Below are 21,204 nucleotides of genomic sequence, written 5' to 3' on the forward strand. Positions count from 1 at the left end.
CAAACGTTAGGCTTTTAGCTCACGCAGGTAGCGGTAGATGGTATGGATAGAGATATCGAGTCCTTTTGCCGCAATTTGGGCACTGTCTTTCAAATCGAAAATCCCCATCTCATGCAATCGAGTGACAATCTCTCGGCTCTTCTTGGATGGCGCGATGTCTGCGTCATTACTTACCTGTTCTCTTACCGTTTCAATTGAGCTGTGCATCATCTCTTCATTACTACGTGCAAAGGTTTCTGGCGTCGTTTGAGGACGGTCGACATGTGGTAGCAAACAAGGGACAAGTGAATGCATCACTTCTTGAAATGGTGCGTCGAGGTTGGTGTTGATACACAACAAACCAATGGCTTGTTGTTGAGGGTTTCGAATGATGGTCGTCATTGAGCGTAAGGTTTTGCCATCGGGACATTTTGTCATGTAAGCGCCCGAAACATCGTTACCTTGAGTGAGCTTCATCAATGCTAAATTAGTAATTGGAGCCCCTACTTCTCGCCCGGTGACGTGGCTATTCGCAATTTTAATAATCGAAGGATTACGAACATCTAAACTGTGTAGTAACACTTCGGTATGCTCGCCATACATTGCGGCGATGCCATCAACGATGTTCTCAATAGCGTGCAAGATGTCATAGTCACTTTGAGATAATTCGAACACTGAGTCCTTCCTCTTTTGGCGAGAAAACCGCTAAGTAAAAATTACCGAGCGGTTCGTCTTAAAAATAGTTTGAATCAAAAACGTTTGATTACGCTGACATTATATCAATAATCGTAGAGTCTGTAACACTCATACCAGCAGTAACCAATTTTCCAATATTGCGGATACTGGTCTCAACATCATCAGCAACGATGCCTTGGTTGTGTGCCTCATTACAGCGCATTGCCATTAAAAAACCATTAACTGCAGCACTGGTTGAGGTTTTCACTTTCATTGCGCAGGTAGACTTAGCGCCATCACACACCATGCCTGAACAGTCACTCAGGACATTTTGAATCGCGTAGCAGCCTTGCTCAAATGATCCTTTTGCAAGATACACCATCGCCATGGCCGCTGAAGCGCTCGTGACTGTGTTCCCACAAAATGCAGACAACGGTGGGTAATGCGACTTAATGTAAATCGCACCTAAGTGACTCATGATTAATGCTCGTGCCAATTGCTCTTGAGTCGCTTTAAAGTGCTCGGCAATAACCGCGACAGGGATTGTTGCAGCTATCCCTTGGTTACCGCTACCAAAGTTACTCATGGCAGGTAGAGTCGCACCGCCCATTCGAGCATCAGACGCGGCAGCCGTTTGCATGACGATCTTATTCATCAAGTCTTCTGCCATTAGGCCCAATTGAATGCCTTGTACCATCGTACGCCCGACTTCAAGCCCATAGGCATGAGCCAACCCTTCTTCTGACAGCTTGCCATTGAGAGCAGATGCCTCAAGTATAAAAGCAATATCGTCGAAGTCCGCACTGGTGGCAAAGTTGTAGATGCTACCAATATCAATATCGATTCCATCACAGATAGAACCTGTTGGTATTGTTTGATCGCAATCTTGGCTGAATAGAACGGTTCCATTTAAGGATTTTTTGATGATCTGAGTATGACCGCCACTGATTTCTACGGCAGCTATTTGACCTTCAGATTCCACTTCTGCATAGCAATAGATGAATTCGTCTACATCTTTACGGTGTGCGCTGACTTGGCCTGCGTCAATCAATGCTTGTGCTTTTTCGACATCTTTTTCGCTGATGTTCGCCAACACTTCCAAGCCAGCGTGTGGGTCCCCACCAATCGCACCCACGGCTGCAGCTATGGGTAGGCCAATTTTTCCTGTCCCCGGAACAAACACGCCCATAGAGTTTTTGTATAAATTATCCGACACGTACACGCGAACTTTATCGGGTGCACCCACAAGCATCTTGGCCGCAACAGAACAAGCGTAAGCTGCGGAGATGGGCTCTGTACAGCCAAGCGCTGGCTTCACGACGGTATTCAAAATCTCTTTATACTGTTGCCATTGGTGTTTCATAGTAAGGACCTCACACTATTCTTCAATTATTTACGAGCAGCTACTTACGACCAGCAATCGCTTCGATTTCGATTTTCACGCCTAAAGGAAGATCCTTCACTGCAAAACAGCTACGTGCAGGACAGTCTTTTTCAAAGAACTCTTTGTAAACTTCATTGAAAGCTGCAAAGTCATTAATGTCTGATAAGTAACACGTTGTTTTTAGTACTTGATCTAGGTCGCTGCCTGCAGCTTGTAAAACATATTGGAGGTTAAGTAGTGACTGACGAGATTGCTCACTTACGCCACCTTCTACAACACCACCTTTCTCTTTACACACCGGTAATTGACCTGATGTGAAAACAAGGTTTCCGAATGCGTTACCGTGTGAGTATGGACCAATGGCTTCCGGCGCTTGATTTGCTGTAATGATTTCTTTCATGATTCTTCCTATTCAGATTGGCTAAATATTTCGACTACAGTTTAAACACTGAAAACAATAAAATGCAAAAATAGTTGCAACAGGTACCACAAAAACCATTCAATCAAAGATCTCAAAAATGGAAGTTATTTTAAGTTGTTGATTGTAAATAACTTAAACACATACTCTTATTTTGATGATTTCAAAATACCGATCTAAATCAAATAAATTTTAATCTTGATTTGAACATAATTTCATTCGCCAATACGATTCTCACCATAATTTGCAAATAAATTTGAATTTTTAATCTAGGGTGAGCATGTCATGAATAAACAACAAATCCAGGCAGGGTTAAGAGCAATCTTCCCTCTATGCGTTGGTGCATTTCCGTTTTCGTTCATTGTGGGAGCGGTCAGTATTACCGCAGGGATGAGCGTGACTCAGAGTACCTTATGGTCTTTCACCGTGTTTGCCGGATCATCACAAATGGTGGCGTTAGGGCTAGTTCAGTCATCAGCAAGTATTGTGGTCATCATGTTTACGACATTCATCATAAACCTGTGCCATATGCTATACAGCGCTTCAATGTCAGAGCACATGAAATCCTATCCCTTTCACGTTCGTATGTTGATGTCCTATGGCCTTACCGATGAGGTCTATGCAGCAACGATCAATGAGATGAAGCAAGAAGGTGAAAGTCGACACTGGTTCTATTTAGCGGCAATGGGTGGTTTTTGGGTTAACTGGGTAGTGGCAGATTTCCTTGGCGCACTGATTGGTTCTTCGTTCCCTGAAATTGCTAACTATGGATTGGATTTCGCGATGGTCGCTGCCTTTATCGCTATCGTGATTCCTCAAGTGAAAAGCCGTGAATGTATTGTTGCAGCCATTGTCGCGACCTTTACTGGGGTGCTTCTTGCAGAACTTCCCTACTCTCTTGGCCTTGTCATTGCTGCCGTTGTTGGGGTGTACGCAGGCTACCGAATCGACCTGTCAACTGAACAAGCGGAACAAGAAGCGATGCAAACTGACCTATTAACTCAAGAACGTGGAGTGGCATAGCAATGAATACTACGACTTTTATTCTTATTACTCTTGCGATGGCAGCGGCGACCTTTGTTATTCGATTCTCAGTGATTGGTTTAGCTGGTAAGTTTGAGATGTCGGAGCGATTCAAAAAGACGCTGCGCTTTGTCCCTTACGGTTTTACCTGCGATTATTGCTGTCGAGATATTAGGTGCAGGGCCAGATATGGAATTTGATCTACACAACCCAAAAGTATTGGCCGCAATTGTGTGTACGCTTGTGAGCCTGCGCTTTGACTTGATTTGGGTGGTAATCAGTGGCGTTGCATCGCTGATATTTTTCCAGCACGTCATGCCTACCTTTTTTATGTAAGCATTCCAACACTAACTACAAGCCAAAAGGCAGAGCGTGAACTCTGCCTTTTGGCTTGTAGTTTTTCGGATTTTTAGTATTTTCGGACGAAGCAGCTTGTGACTGCGCTAAGTGTTTTAAATAGCTAGGTTATTTCTCAGCGTCGAATTGATACTTATGAAGCATAGCTTGTTGATGACCTGCGATTTCTCCCACTTGCTCAGAACTTTCAATCATAGATTCAAGTTGGAGTTTGGTGTTTTCTCCCTGCTCGGATACGCGCGTGATTGAGTGTGTCACATCAACAGTTGCACGAGCCTGTTGCTCAGTTGCGACCATAATTTGCTCGACACGCCCTTTGATCTGGTTAACTGCAACTTCAATCTTCTCAAAAGCTTGTTTTACATCGCCGCTCGCTTGTAGTGCATTTGCCATTTCAGTTCGTGATTCAGTCACGGAGGTACGAGAACGATCCGCCGCCGCCACCAGCTCATTCATCATATTTCGAATATTGGTGGTTTGTTGGGATGTACCACTCGCTAATTTCCTTACTTCATCTGCAACTACCGCAAAACCACGACCTTGTTCTCCTGCTCGCGCTGCTTCTATCGCTGCATTCAATGCCAACAGATTGGTGTTTTCTGCAATACCACTGATCATGTCGACCATTTCACGAATTTGCTTCACTCGTCCATCAAGATCAGCCATTGACTGTTCGTTCATGTTCAAAGAATGCTCTAAAGCTTGTAAGCGCTCTTGGTTTAAGCCAATAACCTGGCTACCACTCACTGATTCATCTTCTGCGACTTGAGCGTCATCATTCGATGCGTTTGAAATACGTGCGATTTCACCAATAGACGCTTCAAGTTGTGTGATTGTGGTGATCATATTCTGTAGAGATTCATTCTGCTCATGCAAACTTAAGTTGGTTTGCTCTGCAGCGTCGTGACTCACTTCTGCGGTCTGATAAAGCGTTTCGCAGTTTCGAGTAACTAAACGTATAGAATCGGCCGTTGAATCGACAACCGTATTAAGTTTAGAGGTGATGACTTGTAGCTCGAGTGGGCCAAGCAACGCACTCTGCTTCGAGAAGTCATGTTCTGCAAGTGACGTTAACTGACGTGTAATGTTTTTTAAGCCTTTGTTCATCCAACGACGCAGCACTAGCCATGACGTAATAATGATCATGGCGATCACTAAGCCACTAATGAATAACACGCGGTCAATGTTAGTAATGGTTTGATTTACGACCAGCTCACTTTCATCGATTAATTGAGACGCTGTCGACGATAGTTGATTGAGCGTATTAATCACCGTATTCGCAAGTCCAATCACTTGCGCTAAGTTTTGCTCTTGCTGTTTAACTAGCTCTAGCTTCAGCAATATTTGTTTGATTACGCCCTCTTCTGTAAAGCCCTCTTTTACCATTTGATAAGGGGCGATTAGGCTCGCGAATTCGACAATGTCCGGCTGCCAATCTGAGAAATCACTGTAGGCCAAATTGAGACCTGCGATTCGGTTCCTCAATTGACGATATTCATCTTCTGCTTTCTCAAGGTCGTTTTGCATCATTAGCATTAAGAAAGTATTGGCCATCGCAGATGCACTCGACGTAAAACGGTTCGCCGCATCGCTCGCTTCTGGATTATCTTCAACTAAGAATGAGCTAATACGATTCATTTCAGGACCGATAGATCCAACGCCGTAACGAAACTCACCAATTTTACTGTCGATCAGATTTTGCTTACTTTGTATTTCAATTTGTGCAGAGAGAACCGTGTTGGTCATTTGTTGTAGCTGTGCCATATCGTCGATAAGGCTTTGCTTTTGTTCAAGAGAGATCGCATCAGGAAAAGATTGGGAGATAAAAAGGAGTTCCTTAAGCGTATTGTTACTCTCCGCAGCGAGTTCATCGATCAAATAACGGGTTTCGTTTAATGTGTCTAAGTCCGTCGATTGAGTGCTGTAGGTAAGAAGTTTGACTTGTTCTAGTACGCTTTGGGTTAATTCTGCGTTATGCAGAGCGAGTGGTAGAGCTTGTTCAGACAGAGTATCAAAGTATCCACCTACTCTATCTACGCCACGAATACTGACCATAGATAAAAAGCTAACAAGTAGAAGAATCGAAATAAATACGGCACTAACCGTTTGAATGAGCGAGAATGTATATCGTGAGGGTTTTATTGATAAGTTGGTGTCAGTCATGCGAAATCCAGTTTGACTACAAAAAGAGATATCCTTAAGTTAGTCGGTATACTAGAAGCCCTTGATTACGCTTTTATTTCAATTTTCTTTCAGAAGAGTTACATATGAAATTCAGAAAAATGCTTGCAGTTACAATAACTTTCGCAACATTAACCGCTTGTAGCTCAGCACCATCTCCTTCTAAAAATAGCCAGATTGCAAATAAACCTCTATCAAAGTCAGAACAATTGACTACTAATGCTTATATGAGTGTCTATAAGCAGTGGAAAGGCGTACCGTATCATTTCGGTGGAACTTCATTCAGAGGCGTGGATTGTTCAGCGTTTGTCCAAATTGCTGTGCAAAATGCGACGCAGCAAGCATTACCAAGAACGACAAAAGATCAGAGCAAACAAGGCGTTGAAATCGCTTATGAGCAAGCAAAGAGTGGAGATTTGGTATTTTTCAAGACGTCTTTCACCGTTAGGCATGTAGGTGTGTATTTGGGAAATAACCAGTTCCTACATGCGTCTACGTCGAAAGGGGTGATCATATCTAGGCTAGATAACCCATATTGGGCTTCTAAATTTTGGCACTTTAGGCGTATATAGTGTATTTGCGAGGCCACCAATCGAATTAAGGGCAACCTCATAGAAGTGCTACGCTTTCAGTCCCGTCAATAATGACAAATAGAGGTTAATCGTATTTTGCTACTGCAGTATCAAACAGATTCTTCACTAATGCGATGTACTCGTCTAGAAATACTATCTGTTCGTTCGTCGCTTTCTTAGCCCACACGCCTGCAAGCACTTCCCCTAAATCAGCAACCACGGCATCTGCTTCTTTAAGCAACTGAAAACGTACACTTGAATGCAGCTCAGGGTTTTGCTCGAAGATCGCCATAATGTTGCTTGAAATCATGTCAGTCACAATGTCTTCAACACTTTCGTTTCCAGTATCACCGTTACCATTAGTAAATACATCTAGGTTGAATGATAAGTGCTCGATCAAAGCTAGGTAGCCATCGGTTTCTACAACCACAATAAATCTCCGTTTTAAGCTCTAAGGCAGATTAATATGTATAAGGCTAATACTATGTATATGAAGTCATTTGTCATCATTTTATTGCTATAACGAGTATTAAAATGATCTTTGTTAGTATTTAAGTGCAAAATTGAATCAATAAACACAATGCAGCTCACTCGATAACAAGTCCCCGCTCTATTCAAACCACAACCTATCAACAACTCTCTCTAGCATTAGCGCATAGACCTTAACAAGCTATCGATGATTTTCTAGTGGAAGTAACGTTATTTAGTGTCGCACGTGATGTTTGTTCCAACTATTTCGCGGTTGGTAACTCACTTTTTACTGATTTATCAAAGGTATTCGCACAGTCTGAGTTCACAAAACCGTTAATTGATCGGTACTCTCTTGTACTAGTGCTGAGAACATTGACCAGAACGTCTATAAATCACGCAGATTTGTCCTAAACTATTGCTATCAAACGATAGTATTTCACTCCAACAGTTCATTGAGGATTTCCTATGTGGCAGGCCATTTCTCAACAGCTTTCAGACACACTTCTATTCAATTTCCAGATTACCGAGCGCGTTAAAGTGCCTGGTGGTGACATTAACGATTGCTATATGATCAGCGACGGTAATGAACGTTACTTCGTTAAGGTGAATCAGCGAGAGTTCCTACCTAAGTTTGAGATTGAAGCTGAGAACCTTCGTTTATTAAGAGATACTTCTACAGTCTACGTGCCTGAGCTGGTGCTGATTGGTAAAACTAAAGAGTGTTCATTTATCATTCTTAACTATCTGCCTACTAAACCACTTGAGACAGGCAACAACAGTTACGACTTTGGTGTCCAGCTTGCCAAACTTCATCAATGGGGTGAGCAAAAAGAGTTTGGTTGCGACCAAGACAATTACATCGGCAGCACACTTCAACCAAATCCCTGGCATAAAAAATGGGGGCGTTTCTTTTCAGAACAACGCATCGGTTTCCAACTCCAGCTGCTAAAGGAGAAAGGTATCGAGTTTGGGGATATTGACGACATCGTTGATATGGTGAATATGAGACTTGCTGGCCACAACCCTCGCCCTTCATTACTTCATGGTGATCTTTGGAACGGCAATGTAGCTAATTCGGCATTTGGTCCTATTTGCTACGACCCAGCTTGTTATTGGGGTGACCACGAGTGTGATTTAGCGCTCACTGAATTGTTTCAAGGCTTCCCGCCTGAATTTTATGAAGGATACCAAAGCGTCATGCCGCTTGACGTTGGCTATACTGATCGAAAAGACATTTACAACTTGTACCACCTTCTTAATCACTGTAATCAATTTGGCGGTGAATATCTGGCGCAAACAGAAGCGTGCATTAAGAAGATTCAGGCTGTGTAATACTTGTCACAATAGACAAGCAGTCAGATGGTATGAGTTAGCTTGAGGAGAATTTGTCATGCAGAAATACACAGAGAAACATGTCTCCTGCCCTCATTGCGGGCACGGTATTAATATAACGCTCGATGCCTCCAACGGCAGCCAAGATTTTTACGACGACTGCCCTGCGTGTTGCAATGCCATTCATCTAGACATGCAAGTCGATGAAGTGCGAGACAGAATCAATCTGTCGATCGATGCCGACGATGAGCAAGTGTTTTAATCAAGGCTTCTGACTAGCAACAAAATCAAAAAAGAGCACATAAGGTGCTCTTTTTAATTTAGCGATCTGCGTAAATCGAACAACGCAAATTAAATGCGTCAGTTAATTACTTCTGATTTGCTAGTACACGTTCCACAGTATCAACAATTGCTTGAGTTTGAGGGTCAAATTCGATGTTTACTTCGTCACCCACTTCGCGGCCACCAAATAGAGTGCGATTCAGGGTTTCTGGGATTAAATGTACAGAGAAACGGTTATCTTCCACTTCACCAATCGTTAGTGAGCAACCATCAACACCAATGTACCCTTTACTCAGAACATACTTCATTGATGTTTCTGGTAGTTCAAACCAAAGTGTACGGTTGTTTTCGGTTTTGATGACTTCTACTAACTTAGCCATTAACGAAATGTGACCAGACATACTGTGTCCGCCAATTTCGTCTCCAAATTTCGCAGCACGCTCGACGTTCACTTTATCGCCAACATTTAGAGCACCTAAATTCGTTAAACGTAGTGTCGCTTGCATCAAGTCGAAAGAGATTTGGTTGCCTGAAATTTCTGTCACAGTTAGGCAACAACCGTTGTGAGCAACAGAAGCGCCAATCGCTAATCCCTCTACCATTTCATCAGCCAACTCAATGGTATGAGTCTGAAACATATCTTTTTTATTGATAGCAACCAGTGTTGCCATGCCTTGAACGATACCTGTAAACATAAGTTTCCTATTTAGCATTCTAGGGCGTGCTGACCGTTCGTGGTTAAATTTTGTTCGAGATAAAAGCGTTTTAATCGCGGCGAGGGGGAAGTAGCCTAGTCATTCTAAGTAAATCTCCCTCAACAAAGAGTAAAACGCTTTTAGCCGAACCCTTCGGGCAGCGTTTGCTGGTCATTTTTACTACGTTATCGGCTTCTCATGTAGGCTAGCTACACATCGACGCCTCTGCCTTGTATAAATACCCAGCAACTCGCTGCAAAAATCAGCTCGAAAGATCAACACGCCCTAATAACAAGTTTTCATAGCAGTTATTGTGACATTTCTTTATGATTCGTCCAATGGAAGCTTAACGATCAGTGTCTCTGATTCCTTCTGAATATTCATTCCGTCTCTTATTTCTGTCTCATCTGGAGTTATTTGTGCATCGTTACAAAGAAGAAGCCTCAAATCTAATCAAACTTGCGACGCCAGTATTGATCGCATCTATCGCGCAAACCGGCATGAGTTTCGTTGATACCGTTATGGCCGGTGGCGTTAGTGCTATCGATATGGCTGCGGTATCAATCGCGGCAAGTATCTGGCTTCCTTCAATTTTGTTTGGTGTCGGATTACTTATGGCGTTGGTGCCTGTGGTCGCACAACTGAATGGCTCTGGTCGTCAAATTAAGATTCCTTTTGAGATTCAGCAAGGAGCATTCCTAGCACTTGTCCTTTCGATTCCAATTATTGGCGTTCTTTTCCAAACTCAAGCCATTTTGCAATTGATGGATATTGAAACCTTAATGGCAGAAAAGACTATCGGCTATATGAATGCTGTGATGTTTGCAGTGCCAGCCTTCTTGTTGTTCCAAACCTTAAGAAGCTTTACCGATGGTATGTCTTTGACTAAGCCTGCAATGGTCATTGGTTTTATTGGCCTGTTACTGAACATCCCGCTTAACTGGATGTTTGTTTACGGTAAGCTTGGTGCACCAGCGCTTGGCGGTGTGGGTTGTGGCGTAGCAACAGCTATCGTTTATTGGATCATGTTTGGCTTACTGTTTACCTATGTGCTGACTTCTAAGCGCTTAGCTAAAATCAACATTTTCGGTCAATTCCATAAACCTCAGTTAAAAGCTCAAGTTCGTTTATTTAAACTTGGGTTTCCTGTCGCCGCAGCACTTTTCTTCGAAGTGACACTGTTTGCGGTAGTTGCGCTGTTAGTCGCCCCACTCGGCTCATTGATAGTAGCGGCGCACCAAGTTGCGATTAACTTCTCTTCATTGGTATTTATGATCCCAATGAGTATTGGTGCTGCGGTTAGTATCCGTGTTGGTCACAAGCTTGGTGAAAACAACACTGAAGGCGCAAAAATCGCGACTCACGTCGGTATCATTGTTGGATTGGTAACAGCGTTTATCACAGCGGCACTAACCGTGTTGTTTAGAGAGCAAGTGTCACTTCTTTACACAGAAAATACAGCAGTAATTACCATCGCAATGCAGCTCCTGATTTTTGCCGCGGTATACCAATGTACTGATGCAATTCAAGTCATCGCTGCGGGTGCACTTCGTGGCTATAAAGATATGCGTTCAATCTTCAATCGTACTTTTATCGCTTACTGGCTGCTTGGTCTACCGATTGGCTACATCTTAGGAATGACGGATTGGGTTGTTGAACCAATGGGCGCACACGGCTTCTGGATTGGCTTCATCGTCGGTTTGTCTTCAGCAGCGATTATGCTGGGCATGCGTTTGCACTGGATGCACAAACAAAGTGATGAAGTACAGTTGGAGTTTGGCTCTCGCTAAGCACTTCTTCTAAACAAGTTTATTAAACAAAAGAGCTCTGATTATCAGAGCTCTTTTTTATTCTGTCTGCGTTTATGCCGTATCACCTTACTCTGTATCCCAAATAGTTATCAGCAAGGCTTGTTCGCGATGCTTATTCACAAGTGTCTAATAGTCACTTTTCTCTCTAACGAACCTTGCAAATTTGGGCTTACCATTTTGAGTGAAGCCATTATAACGAAAGGTAATTCGACTACCAATTTCAGGAGGAGATAATCGCATCTTATCGGTGAAGCCACTTCCAATGTAGAACTCCACACCATCTTCTGTGTGTACCAAAATTGAGCCCATCATCCCCTTATACTTGCCTGTTCCTGTCTTGTAGCCAATAACGGTCGCTTCTGCATCGTGGTGACGTTTGAGTTTTAATAAGTCATTACTTCTACCCGCTTGATAGCGGCTGGTAATCTTACGAAGCATCAATCCTTCGCCTTTACTCTCATCGACATTATCGAGTTGGTGAAACAATGCCTCTTCACTTGGAATTGGTGTGTGCTCCACATACCCAATATGCGGCTCGTCTATCACTCTTACCCAATGCAAGATGTTGTAGTAACGTTTCTGATAGTCGCCCGCTGCGCCTGGCATATCGAACAGCATGAATTCGATTTCCTGCCACGCAGTATCACTTGGCGTGTGGTCTAAGACCGTTGTTTGGACTAAGTGAAAATTGCTTCTTCCCGCCCACAGTTCCCCTTCTAAGTGAACATCCGGTAACTCTTTAACAAACCACTTCGGTGCATAAATTCGATTGCCATTTCGGGTATAAAGATGTTGGCCATCCCACAGAGCCCTAATGCCGTCCAGTTTTTCACTCGTCCAATACTCTGACACATCGATGTCTTGCTTATAGGTATTAGCTAACACCAATTGTTCTGGAGGCAGATAAGAAGCATGAGAAGGTAACGCAGAACATGCACACAGTGTTGCTATTGCCAATCTGGTTAGCCTCATTTCAAAATTCCTTTTGTGTCATCGTCAGTTATCAGTATTGGCGTTTTGGTCAGCTCCATTGCCTATCCTAGGTGTTCTGGCCATTCATCATTCAAACTTTCGGTTAAGATGCGATCGATACATCAACCTTATCTAGCATTGTGTTTCATTCGCAAAATCAATTCGTTACAGCTCCCAAAAATCCAACCGTTTTTAGTTCTCATATTGAGAAACGGCTTTTCTCAATATGAAACACACAAAGCACACACCTATAACCATTTGAAAAATAAAGATATAAAAGTTGGCACATTCAGTGCTTTGGTAAACACAAGCAAACAAGGAGATAAGACTATGGAACTACGTAAGATTGACTTAAACACAACAACACTAACTCTTTCTATTTACGGTGATCTAGATGCCGCCGGTAGCCGCGATGCACAAACGGACATCGATGATGTGATTTCAAACGATGGTCATCCTGAGATCGAAGTTGATTTCAGCCAGGTAGAGTTTTTGGATTCGTCAGGTGTGGGCGCGATTGTTTACATGTTCAAACGCCTAACTGAACGTGAACGTAACATGCGATTAGAAAACGTATCAGGTCAACCGCTAGAAATTATGAATCTACTGCGAATTGGACACGCTATCCCTGTTAACTCAAAAAATCCTACAAATTCATGAAGATCCACTAAGCTAGAAGTAACAAAAAATAATAATAAAAAGTTAAAAAACAAAGGACGTTGGCATGAATACAATCAAAAACTACATAGCCCTATCTCTGTCTGTGTTAGTTCTGGGTTGCACAAGTTACCCAGAACACGGCACTGGCGGGCTGGCAGAGAGTTATGATTCGATGAATTATCAGAATGCTGATTTTTCACCGGTTATGCCTGATGAGCCTCTAGGTCCAGAACACGGCTTACGTTTTGATTGGCAACTCGCAAAACTTCATCTAGACGCTTTAATCCAAGAAGGCGCACGTTGGTGTTTTCCTGCTGCGGTTGTTCAAGCAATAGAGAAGCAAAATCGAATCGCTAGAGAACTTCAAGGTGGCTTACTGCTTGATGCAGCGAACGATTTGGTTATCCAAAGAAAACGCTTAAACGAGCTTGAACTTCAACTCGACTACGTAACGTCGCAAGCACGTTGCGAACCACCTAAGAACGAAAACCAATTCCGTATGCAGTTGTCGATAATCCAATAACTGTACGATCTACTTAATGTCGACAATCAATTCGCACACAACTCTATCGAAGTGAATCCTAAATACATGGGTAAGCTTACCGAGGCGTCTTACATCTTAAAAGACAACAAGTCTCTAGAGCTAATAGTGACGGGCCATGCAGATGCAACAGGCTCAGAAGAGTACAACGACAAACTAGCCTTAGGCCGAGCGAAACAAGTTGAGCGCTACCTCACTATATTTGGTTTGAGCCCTAGCCGTATCAAAGCCGTTTCGGTTGGTGAAACCGTACCGCTGTTTGAAGGCGAATCTGAAGGTATACGCTTAACCAATCGCCGAGTAAGTATCGAAGTTATCTCACCAGAAAATGCGGCGAAGATGGGAGGTGCACTATGAAATCATTAATCACCTTATTCATGATATTCGCGCTAAGCTTTTCAGCATTCTTGCAAGCGAACGACGAGTTGTCTGATGCCGTTCAAGTGGGTGATCTTATCCAAGTTAATATTCCTGGTGAAACCACATTAAATAAAGGTTTCCAAGTTGATAAGCGTGGTCGAATTACTCTACCTGAGGTTGGCGCAGTATTTGTTGCAGGTTACGACAAACAGCAGCTAAATAAAGTGGTTTTAGAGGCGTTGGCAACCGCTTATAAAGACCTATCCAACGCTTCTGTGTATGTGAAAGAGCAACAAATCATCATCTACGTTCAAGGTTATGTTCAACAACCGGGCGAATACACACTAGCTTTGGGTTCTAGTGTTCAAATGGCGCTTTATGCGGCGGGCGGACTGCGTGCTGGTGCTCAATTGGACAAGTTAATCTTAAAGCGTGGCGCAGAACGTAAAGAGTTCAACTACAAACGCTTTTTAGACTCTGATGATGAAGCTAACCTACCAAAACTTCAATCCCTTGACTCCCTATTTGTACCAGCATCACCGCTAGTTGGTAATATTGAACAAGAATTTGACCCAGCAAAATTAGCAAACTCTGGTGATAGTGCGGATTCTCGCAGCTCTATCAAAGTGTTTGGTGAGGTGAACGCACCTGGTTCATTCACTTATAAAGAAAATACCGATCTTGTTGATGTGTTGATGCGCTCTGGCGGTGTAACTCGCTACGCAAGTGTTGAGCAAATCCGCGTAATTTCAAACAACACTCCTACACTGTTTAACCTAAAGCGTTACTTAGATTCAGGCGATGAAAGTCTACTGCCAGTGTTACGCCCAGGTTCGACTATTTTTGTACCTAAACAAGAAGAAGAGATTAAGTCTGGCGCCAATATGGTTTACGTCATGGGCGAAGTTGCGGCACCAGGTGCATTTGAAGGTAAAAAAGGTGCAACCTTCATGGACATTCTAGCGAATGCCGGCGGCCCTACTCGTTTTGCTGAATCGCGCCAAATTCGCGTTATTAAAGCGGACGGTCGAGTTCTGAGATTCGACTTAGCGGCGTACACAGAAGGCTTACCTAACTCCAACCCACCTGCGATTAAAGCCGGTGATGCGATTTTCGTTCCTGAGAAAACAGATATGAATGAGAAATCATGGTCGAAGATCGCGCCAGACCGAGCAGTAAATGTAATCGGAGAAGTGAATCGCCCGGGTCGCATTGAATGGTCAGACGAAATGAACTTCATGGGCTTACTCGCTCATGTAGGTGGCCCAACTCTTCGTGCCGACACGACAAAGATTGAAATCGTAACTGGACGAAAACTGGTCGTGTTTGATTTAGACGAGTTTATCAAAAATGGCGCACCTCGTGACCAAATGCCCTACATCGCTGCAGGTTCAATTGTTCGTGTACACGACTTACCACAAGACCCTTCTGATAATAAATCACAGTGGGTTCGCCAAAGTTCGTACGCTTCTATCTACATCTTCGGTCAAGTGAATGCTCCTGGTCGTTACCGCTTCACCAAAGACATGCACTTCCTAGATATTTTGTCTGCAGCCGACGGCCCTACTGGTGATGCAGACATCCACAATATTCGCGTAACACACCGCGACAAATCATACGCTAAAGTCAGCAAACTGAATCTGTCTTTGTATTTTGAAACAGGCGATGAATCGTTACTACCGAATGTCACCACTGGCGATACCATTTATATCCCCGAGAAGAATAAAAACTGGCTAGACAAACCAAAAGAAGAAACTGTACGTGTGCTTGGCGCAATCAATAACCCAGGCCGATATGTGTTCAACGACAACATGACCATTTTAGACATCCTAGCGGAAGCTGCCGGACCTACTGATAACGCATACGTCGAAAAGATTACCATTGTTAATATGTCTTGTTGCCAAGGACAAGCGCGTACGTTCGACCTAGTCGAATTCAGTAAAACAGCGAACATTTACAATCTTCCAGTTTTACGCGCTGGTGACACCATTTACATTCCAGACCGTCGCGATAGCTTTATGGAAAAAGCACGTGTAGGCCTGGAAGATATCCTAAGAATCACGACCACGATTGTACTGATAGGAGCGTTATAATGACTATTTCAGCAACGCATGCCGAAGTTGAGCAAATCTATTTGGCGTCTGAATTAAACGGACAACGCTCTATCTGTGTCACTGCCTGTCACTCTGGTGACGGTGTAACATCAGTAGCAACAGCTCTTGCGGAGCGATTTCTATTGGCCGGTCATTCAACACTTTATGTAGATTTGAATCTATTCAACCCTGGTTTCAAAGATTTACACCTGCTTGATAATGAGCAGCCGGGACAACTGATTGAACATATCGAATCACAACGAATGTTTATTGGTGTACCTGCCCCTACCATTTCATCGACACAACTTGCCTATAAAGATCCAGCAACTCTACAAAAAGCGGTGTCTAAGTGGCTTGAGAAGTATGACCGTGTAATTATCGACACTTCTCCATTGCTTAACGTAAACAAAGGCAACATTCCTGCTCAGTCAGTTGCGAGTGCCTGCGATTGTGCACTTCTGGTTGTGGTTTTTGGCGAAACGTCGACTCACCACCTTGAGCAAGCCAAGAAACTTCTCGATGCGAACAGTATCTCTTTAATGGGTTGCATCATGAACATGAAGCACACGCCGAGCTTCGCACAAGAATTGGTTAGACAACTAAACCGAATGAAGTTTATTCCAGCAAAGCTCCGCGAACGCTTTGCAAACAAGTTGTATCAAAACGAATTTCTCAACCTACCGATGTAGTGTCGCCATTATCGTTAGCTAATGAATCACTGAACATATCTCCCAACACTTTCATCGTATTTTCTGTTTTAACCGAAATTAATGTAGAAAATACGATGTTTACGTTCATTCAATGCATTTCATACACAAATTGAGTGGTCTTGCTCCCTTAAAAACACCACCCATCACTTAACTTAGGCGTTAATGTGACACAGTCTATTAAAGTGCCATGTAAATCGCGTCAAAGATGGAATTCGTAGGAATATTCCCTAAGATTATAAATAGAGGTGGTTTTTGACGAATTTGTAATAGTTTGACAAAGTTATCCGATGGCGGTGAAACACCGTGGATAAATCAAGCAAACACACTTTATGCTTTGCGACCTTATCGGTTTATTGATTTTTCTATAAGCACTTCCCCCATCCCTCCTTCTGCTCAAATGGTTCAAACACGGAAAGGATCACCATCGAGCAATTTAGTTAGTCAATCGACCTTGATTAGCTTGGTTGTATTATTAAAGAGAAAGGAAACTCAATATGAAATACAAGTTAAGCTCCGTATTTTTGTTAGTTGCAGCAGCCAGTGGTCATGCTAACGCTGGAGAATGTGGCAGCGTAACAATCGCAGATATGAACTGGAACTCTGCAACCCTCATCGCCAACATCGACCAATTCATCCTTGAACACGGTTACGGGTGTGATGCCGAGCTCATCCCTGGTGATACCATGCCAACTGGCACATCCATGATAGAAAAAGGCCAGCCCGACGTTGCACCAGAATTATGGAGTAACAGCCTCAAAGACGCGCTTGATAAAGGTGTTGAAGAGAAACGACTTCGCTATGCAGGTAAAGCACTTGTAAATGGTGGTGAAGAAGGTTTTTGGGTTCCGTCTTACCTAGTTAAACAAAACCCAGAAATGGCGACAATCGAAGGTGTACGTAAGAACGCTGCGTTATTCAAACACCCTGAAGACCCAGATACATCCGCATTTTATAGCTGTCCTGCAGGTTGGAACTGTCAAATCAGTGCTGCAAACCTGTTTGAAGCACTCAACTTAGAAGACAGTGGTTTTACTATCGTTGACCCTGGCTCAAGTGCTGGTTTATCTGGCTCTATCGCGAAAGCTTACGAGCGTGAAGAAGCATGGTTCGGTTACTACTGGGCACCAACCGCAGTTCTTGGTAAATACGACATGGTTAAAGTCGACTTTGGCCGTGGCGTTGATAAAGAAGAGTTTATCAGCTGTACGACCCAAGAAGGCTGTGAATCACCGAAAGCAACTATGTACCCACCTTCTCCTGTCCATACAATTACCACTGAAAGTTTTGCATCGCGCGCACCGGAAGCGTACGACTACTTTACTAAGCGTGGTTTCACTAATGAAAAAATGAATGCCTTACTCGCTTGGATGGAAGACAACCAAGCCGATGGTGAAGAAGCAAGCATACATTTCTTGAGTGAGTTCCCAGAAGTATGGCACCCATGGGTTTCTGAAGAAGTCGCGAAGAAAGTTGAAGCTGAGCTTTAATAGCAAGACTTAGAGAGTAGTTATATTCCTCTATGGCTACGCTTCAATTCAATGGAGATAACGTCGCTATACTTGATGTTATTCGTGATTCGGAGCCTTGTTCACATGACATTTCACTGTGTTGAGCAAGTCGCTCCGAACTATAAGGATATAAAATGGCTGACAGCAATTGGTTATCGAGCTTCCCTGAAATGGAACGCTCTGATTTGCGAGCAATTAAAAAGACGCTAGACGGCGCATATCGTGAGTTTTCCCGTGAATATGGAGAAATGATCGAATCATTATTTGACCCTCTTCTTTCCTTCCTAGTGTGGTTTGAAAAACTTCTCATCTCTACCCCTTGGTTCATCGTTCTCGGTGTTTGCACTGGTTTAGTTTATGCGGCGAGTCGCTCTTGGAAACTGGCGTTAGGCTGTGTCGCTTCTCTACTTCTCATTGGCTACTTTGGTATGTGGGAAGATACAATGCGGACACTCAGCATCATCACTGTGTGTACCTTAGTTTCTATCTTCCTAGGTATTCCTATTGGTATCGCCATGGCGCGTTCTAATCGCGCACAATCGATCGTTACACCACTTCTGGATATTATGCAGACAATGCCTGCGTTTGTTTACTTAATCCCAGTCGTTATGCTGCTTGGTATTGGTAAAATTCCAGGTCTTATCGCCGTGGTTATTTACGCAATCCCCCCTGTGATTCGTTTAACTAACTTAGGTATTCGTTTAGTCGATAAAGAAGTGTTAGAAGCTGCGACTGCTTTTGGTGCGAGCAAGAAACAGCGTTTATGGGGCGTTCAATTACCATTGGCAATGCCAACCATCATGGCAGGTATAAACCAAACCATCATGATGGCTCTATCAATGGTGGTTATTGCGTCTATGATTGGTGTTAAGGGCTTAGGACAACCGGTTCTTAAATCGATTACCAACCAATATTTCACTCTAGGCTTGATGAACGGCTTTGCCATTGTTGCACTCGCGATTCTGTTTGACCGAGCGTCACAGACTTATGCGCGTAGAACCAATGCCCACCTAGGAGGGTTCAAGCATGACTAAACCATTAATCGAAATTAGTGGCCTGTTCAAAGTGTTTGGGCCTAAACCTCTGTCTGTAATGGACCGCGTTAAGAATGGCGAGCATAAAGATGCGATTCTCGCCGATACCGGTCATACCGTTGGCCTTAAAGAAATTAGCCTTCAGATCAATCGCGGTGAGATCTTTGTGATTATGGGGCTTTCAGGCTCAGGTAAATCAACACTCATCCGTCACTTCAACCGCTTAATTGACCCGACTCAAGGTAAAATCACGGTAGAAGGCATCGACGTAATGAGCTTGAATACTAAAGAGCTAGAAGAGTTTCGCCGTCACAAAATGTCGATGGTATTTCAACGCTTTGGGTTGATGCCACACCGAACTGTGGTTGAGAACGTCGCCTATGGCTTGGAAGTTCAAGGTATCAAGAAAGATGAGCGCCTATCAAAAGCAAATGAGTGGTTGGAAACCGTAGGTTTGAAAGGGTATGGCAATCAGTACCCTGCCCAACTTTCTGGTGGTCAACAACAACGGGTCGGCTTATCACGCGCTCTGTGTACTAACGCTGAAATTTTGTTAATGGATGAAGCCTTTTCTGCACTCGACCCTCTCATTCGAAGCGAAATGCAAGATCAGTTAATTGAACTTCAAGAGAAACTCCATAAAACCATTGTCTTCATCACCCATGATCTAGACGAAGCCCTCCGCCTAGGTGACCGCATCGCTATCCTTAAAGATGGCGAGTTAGTACAGCAAGGCACGCCTCATGAAATCCTACTTAACCCTGCCGATGATTACGTTGAGGCGTTCGTTAAAGACGTAAATCGCGCTCGTGCTTTGACTGTAGAAACAGTTATGCAGCCTCCTTTGTATCGAATCACCTCAGAAACTATCGAAGGTGCATTGGCTCAAATGAAGATGCTCAAGCACGATTACGCTTATCACGTTACTGACGATGGCTATCAAGGTTTGGTCACAAAAGAGAGCTTACAAGACGCCGTTAAAGACTCCTCTGTTCATGATTTCAGTGATGAAATATACGAAGAAGTGCCAGCAGTGTTACCTGATGCGGTTATTGAAGAGGTGCTACCAGACACCATGTCTTGCGACTACTCTCTTCCGGTCGTGGACGAAGATGGTAACCTCAAAGGTGAACTAGAGAGAAGCGCTGTTGCCGACATCTTCTCAGAAACAAGCGAGGAAGAAGTAGAAACGTTCCCAAAGCCATAAATTGACAAAGCGTCTTAGTCCAAGTCCAACTTGGACAAAGGCGTAACCAATTACTGTATTAACACTTAGCAGCAACAAGGTGGCCTTTTTCTTTAGTCTGCTAGATTTAGAGGCAACGAGGGTTTATAGCACTAGAGGGCGTTGTTGACTAAATCAGTTGGAACCTTTTCTCAGTCCTGCGATCTGATCCCATGTAGTAGAAGCATGGTGTTGTTATGGGTAAGTCGAAGAAGAAGATAGCGAACTGGAGTGAGTATAATGAAGCCTTGTGCAAGCGAGGCTCAGTAACGTTTTGGATTGACGACTCAGCCGTTGAAGCATGGCAATGTAAAAGTCACCATGGTAAACGAGGTAGAGGCTTTCAATTTTCTGATACTGCTATTGNTTGATGGTTAAAGGGATATTCTCTCTCCCGTTACGTGCGCTTCAAGGCTTTATCGATTCTATATTTGCTTTGATGAACGTCCCTTTGCGCTCTCCTAACTACACCAGTATTAGCAAGCGTTCAAAGACTGTTCAGGTAAAATACAAGAACAAATCTAAAGGCTCAGTTCGCCATATCGCCATTGATTCAACAGGTCTGAAAGTCTTCGGTGAAGGCGAATGGAAAGTTAAGAAGCATGGAGCCGAGAAGCGTAGAACTTGGCGTAAACTGCACCTGGCCGTTGATGTCGATACCCATGATGTGAKTAGTGCAGAAGTCAGCCTCGTCAATGTTGGTGATAGCGAAGCTCTCCCAACATTATTGAATCCGCTGCGTAGGAAAGTTCATTCCGTATCAGCAGATGGTGCTTACGACACAAAAAAGTGCCATGAAGTATTGCAAAACAAGGGTTGCAAACCTCTCATACCTCCCAGAATAAATGCTGGTTATTGGGAAGAGGGACACCCTCGAAATGAAGTGGTCGATGCACTTAAAAACGATTCGCTAACTCAATG

General features: G+C 43.5%; 18 protein-coding genes and 3 pseudogenes. 14 read left to right on the forward strand and 7 right to left on the reverse strand.

The window, feature by feature from the left end:
- Positions 1–6 precede the first annotated feature (6 nt).
- The 3 genes from L1D55_RS19840 to L1D55_RS19850 all read right to left on the reverse strand — a co-directional run bounded on the left by L1D55_RS19840 (position 7) and on the right by L1D55_RS19850 (position 2,438).
- Positions 7–654 carry a PAS domain-containing protein gene (locus L1D55_RS19840; RefSeq protein ID WP_102426450.1) on the reverse strand — a complete coding sequence of 216 codons (648 nt, stop codon included), beginning with the start codon at positions 652–654 and terminating at the stop codon, positions 7–9.
- 88 nt (positions 655–742) lie between these two features.
- The gene (locus L1D55_RS19845; RefSeq protein ID WP_239918575.1) at positions 743–2,017 is read right to left on the reverse strand and encodes an L-serine ammonia-lyase, iron-sulfur-dependent, subunit alpha; all 1,275 of its coding nucleotides are present in this window, start codon (positions 2,015–2,017) and stop codon (positions 743–745) included.
- A gap of 40 nt (positions 2,018–2,057) precedes the next feature.
- Entirely contained in the window at positions 2,058–2,438 is a 381-nt protein-coding gene (locus L1D55_RS19850; RefSeq protein WP_004742245.1) for a RidA family protein, read from the reverse strand.
- A gap of 303 nt (positions 2,439–2,741) precedes the next feature.
- On the opposite strand from L1D55_RS19850, the gene L1D55_RS19855 reads away from it, so the two are divergent.
- Complete coding sequence (locus L1D55_RS19855; protein WP_239918576.1) at positions 2,742–3,479, forward strand: AzlC family ABC transporter permease; 738 nt, start codon at positions 2,742–2,744, stop codon at positions 3,477–3,479.
- Positions 3,480–3,517: 38 nt separating this feature from the next.
- Positions 3,518–3,815: pseudogene (locus L1D55_RS19865) on the forward strand (AzlD domain-containing protein).
- Positions 3,816–3,944: 129 nt separating this feature from the next.
- Here L1D55_RS19865 and L1D55_RS19870 read toward each other — a convergent pair.
- Positions 3,945–5,999 carry a methyl-accepting chemotaxis protein gene (locus L1D55_RS19870; RefSeq protein WP_239918577.1) on the reverse strand — a complete coding sequence of 685 codons (2,055 nt, stop codon included), beginning with the start codon at positions 5,997–5,999 and terminating at the stop codon, positions 3,945–3,947.
- A gap of 104 nt (positions 6,000–6,103) precedes the next feature.
- Between L1D55_RS19870 and L1D55_RS19875 the strand changes: the two genes are divergently transcribed.
- The gene (locus tag L1D55_RS19875; protein WP_004742241.1) at positions 6,104–6,589 is read left to right on the forward strand and encodes an NlpC/P60 family protein; all 486 of its coding nucleotides are present in this window, start codon (positions 6,104–6,106) and stop codon (positions 6,587–6,589) included.
- A gap of 85 nt (positions 6,590–6,674) precedes the next feature.
- On the opposite strand, the gene L1D55_RS19880 is transcribed toward L1D55_RS19875, so the two are convergent.
- Entirely contained in the window at positions 6,675–7,019 is a 345-nt protein-coding gene (locus tag L1D55_RS19880; protein ID WP_008217871.1) for a DUF3802 family protein, read from the reverse strand.
- 506 nt (positions 7,020–7,525) lie between these two features.
- On the opposite strand from L1D55_RS19880, the gene L1D55_RS19885 reads away from it, so the two are divergent.
- Complete coding sequence (locus L1D55_RS19885) at positions 7,526–8,392, forward strand: fructosamine kinase family protein (protein ID WP_239918578.1); 867 nt, start codon at positions 7,526–7,528, stop codon at positions 8,390–8,392.
- Positions 8,393–8,450: 58 nt separating this feature from the next.
- Positions 8,451–8,654, forward strand: coding sequence for a CPXCG motif-containing cysteine-rich protein (locus L1D55_RS19890; protein ID WP_008217868.1), 204 nt, complete (start codon positions 8,451–8,453; stop codon positions 8,652–8,654).
- A gap of 106 nt (positions 8,655–8,760) precedes the next feature.
- On the opposite strand, the gene L1D55_RS19895 is transcribed toward L1D55_RS19890, so the two are convergent.
- On the reverse strand, positions 8,761–9,369 hold the full coding sequence (locus L1D55_RS19895; protein ID WP_171367270.1) for a riboflavin synthase subunit alpha: 609 nt from the start codon (positions 9,367–9,369) through the stop codon (positions 8,761–8,763).
- Positions 9,370–9,788: 419 nt separating this feature from the next.
- On the opposite strand from L1D55_RS19895, the gene L1D55_RS19900 reads away from it, so the two are divergent.
- A complete protein-coding gene (locus L1D55_RS19900) occupies positions 9,789–11,159 on the forward strand; it encodes an MATE family efflux transporter (RefSeq protein WP_105024917.1) in 1,371 nt (456 codons plus the stop codon).
- 147 nt (positions 11,160–11,306) lie between these two features.
- Here the strand turns inward: L1D55_RS19900 and L1D55_RS19905 are convergent, their stop codons facing one another.
- The gene (locus L1D55_RS19905; protein ID WP_239918579.1) at positions 11,307–12,152 is read right to left on the reverse strand and encodes a DNA ligase; all 846 of its coding nucleotides are present in this window, start codon (positions 12,150–12,152) and stop codon (positions 11,307–11,309) included.
- A 330-nt stretch (positions 12,153–12,482) separates the two neighbouring features.
- On the opposite strand from L1D55_RS19905, the gene L1D55_RS19910 reads away from it, so the two are divergent.
- The 8 genes and pseudogenes from L1D55_RS19910 to L1D55_RS19945 all read left to right on the forward strand — a co-directional run.
- Positions 12,483–12,812, forward strand: coding sequence for an STAS domain-containing protein (locus L1D55_RS19910; RefSeq protein WP_105025598.1), 330 nt, complete (start codon positions 12,483–12,485; stop codon positions 12,810–12,812).
- Positions 12,813–12,876: 64 nt separating this feature from the next.
- Positions 12,877–13,710, forward strand: a pseudogene (locus L1D55_RS19915) (OmpA family protein).
- Positions 13,707–15,806 (forward strand): SLBB domain-containing protein, encoded by a 2,100-nt coding sequence (locus L1D55_RS19920; protein ID WP_239918580.1) that lies wholly within the window; start codon positions 13,707–13,709, stop codon positions 15,804–15,806. The pseudogene L1D55_RS19915 and the gene L1D55_RS19920 overlap by 4 nt, the downstream one beginning before the upstream one ends.
- Entirely contained in the window at positions 15,806–16,495 is a 690-nt protein-coding gene (locus L1D55_RS19925) for a CpsD/CapB family tyrosine-protein kinase (protein WP_239918581.1), read from the forward strand. The genes L1D55_RS19920 and L1D55_RS19925 overlap by 1 nt, the downstream gene beginning before the upstream one ends.
- 515 nt (positions 16,496–17,010) lie before the next feature.
- Positions 17,011–18,003, forward strand: a complete 993-nt coding sequence (locus tag L1D55_RS19930) for an ABC transporter substrate-binding protein (RefSeq protein ID WP_239918582.1) — start codon at positions 17,011–17,013, stop codon at positions 18,001–18,003.
- 155 nt (positions 18,004–18,158) lie between these two features.
- Positions 18,159–19,058 (forward strand): proline/glycine betaine ABC transporter permease, encoded by a 900-nt coding sequence (locus L1D55_RS19935; protein ID WP_239918583.1) that lies wholly within the window; start codon positions 18,159–18,161, stop codon positions 19,056–19,058.
- Entirely contained in the window at positions 19,051–20,265 is a 1,215-nt protein-coding gene (locus tag L1D55_RS19940; RefSeq protein ID WP_239918584.1) for a glycine betaine/L-proline ABC transporter ATP-binding protein, read from the forward strand. Before L1D55_RS19935 ends, L1D55_RS19940 begins: the two co-directional genes overlap by 8 nt.
- A gap of 215 nt (positions 20,266–20,480) precedes the next feature.
- Positions 20,481–21,204 (forward strand): annotated as a pseudogene (locus L1D55_RS19945) (IS5 family transposase); the annotation flags it as partial.

The sequence above is a fragment of the Vibrio sp. Isolate22 genome, from assembly GCF_022398115.1.
In the GTDB taxonomy this organism is placed as follows: domain Bacteria; phylum Pseudomonadota; class Gammaproteobacteria; order Enterobacterales; family Vibrionaceae; genus Vibrio.

Coding starts and splice junctions, on each gene's coding strand:
- L1D55_RS19845 (WP_239918575.1), bottom strand. CDS start 2,017: ATGAAACACCAATGGCAACAGTATAAAGAGATTTTGAATACCGTCGTG.
- L1D55_RS19850 (WP_004742245.1), bottom strand. CDS start 2,438: ATGAAAGAAATCATTACAGCAAATCAAGCGCCGGAAGCCATTGGTCCA.
- L1D55_RS19855 (WP_239918576.1), top strand. CDS start 2,742: ATGAATAAACAACAAATCCAGGCAGGGTTAAGAGCAATCTTCCCTCTA.
- L1D55_RS19870 (WP_239918577.1), bottom strand. CDS start 5,999: ATGACTGACACCAACTTATCAATAAAACCCTCACGATATACATTCTCG.
- L1D55_RS19875 (WP_004742241.1), top strand. CDS start 6,104: ATGAAATTCAGAAAAATGCTTGCAGTTACAATAACTTTCGCAACATTA.
- L1D55_RS19885 (WP_239918578.1), top strand. CDS start 7,526: ATGTGGCAGGCCATTTCTCAACAGCTTTCAGACACACTTCTATTCAAT.
- L1D55_RS19890 (WP_008217868.1), top strand. CDS start 8,451: ATGCAGAAATACACAGAGAAACATGTCTCCTGCCCTCATTGCGGGCAC.
- L1D55_RS19895 (WP_171367270.1), bottom strand. CDS start 9,369: ATGTTTACAGGTATCGTTCAAGGCATGGCAACACTGGTTGCTATCAAT.
- L1D55_RS19905 (WP_239918579.1), bottom strand. CDS start 12,152: ATGAGGCTAACCAGATTGGCAATAGCAACACTGTGTGCATGTTCTGCG.
- L1D55_RS19910 (WP_105025598.1), top strand. CDS start 12,483: ATGGAACTACGTAAGATTGACTTAAACACAACAACACTAACTCTTTCT.
- L1D55_RS19920 (WP_239918580.1), top strand. CDS start 13,707: ATGAAATCATTAATCACCTTATTCATGATATTCGCGCTAAGCTTTTCA.
- L1D55_RS19925 (WP_239918581.1), top strand. CDS start 15,806: ATGACTATTTCAGCAACGCATGCCGAAGTTGAGCAAATCTATTTGGCG.
- L1D55_RS19930 (WP_239918582.1), top strand. CDS start 17,011: ATGAAATACAAGTTAAGCTCCGTATTTTTGTTAGTTGCAGCAGCCAGT.
- L1D55_RS19935 (WP_239918583.1), top strand. CDS start 18,159: ATGGCTGACAGCAATTGGTTATCGAGCTTCCCTGAAATGGAACGCTCT.
- L1D55_RS19940 (WP_239918584.1), top strand. CDS start 19,051: ATGACTAAACCATTAATCGAAATTAGTGGCCTGTTCAAAGTGTTTGGG.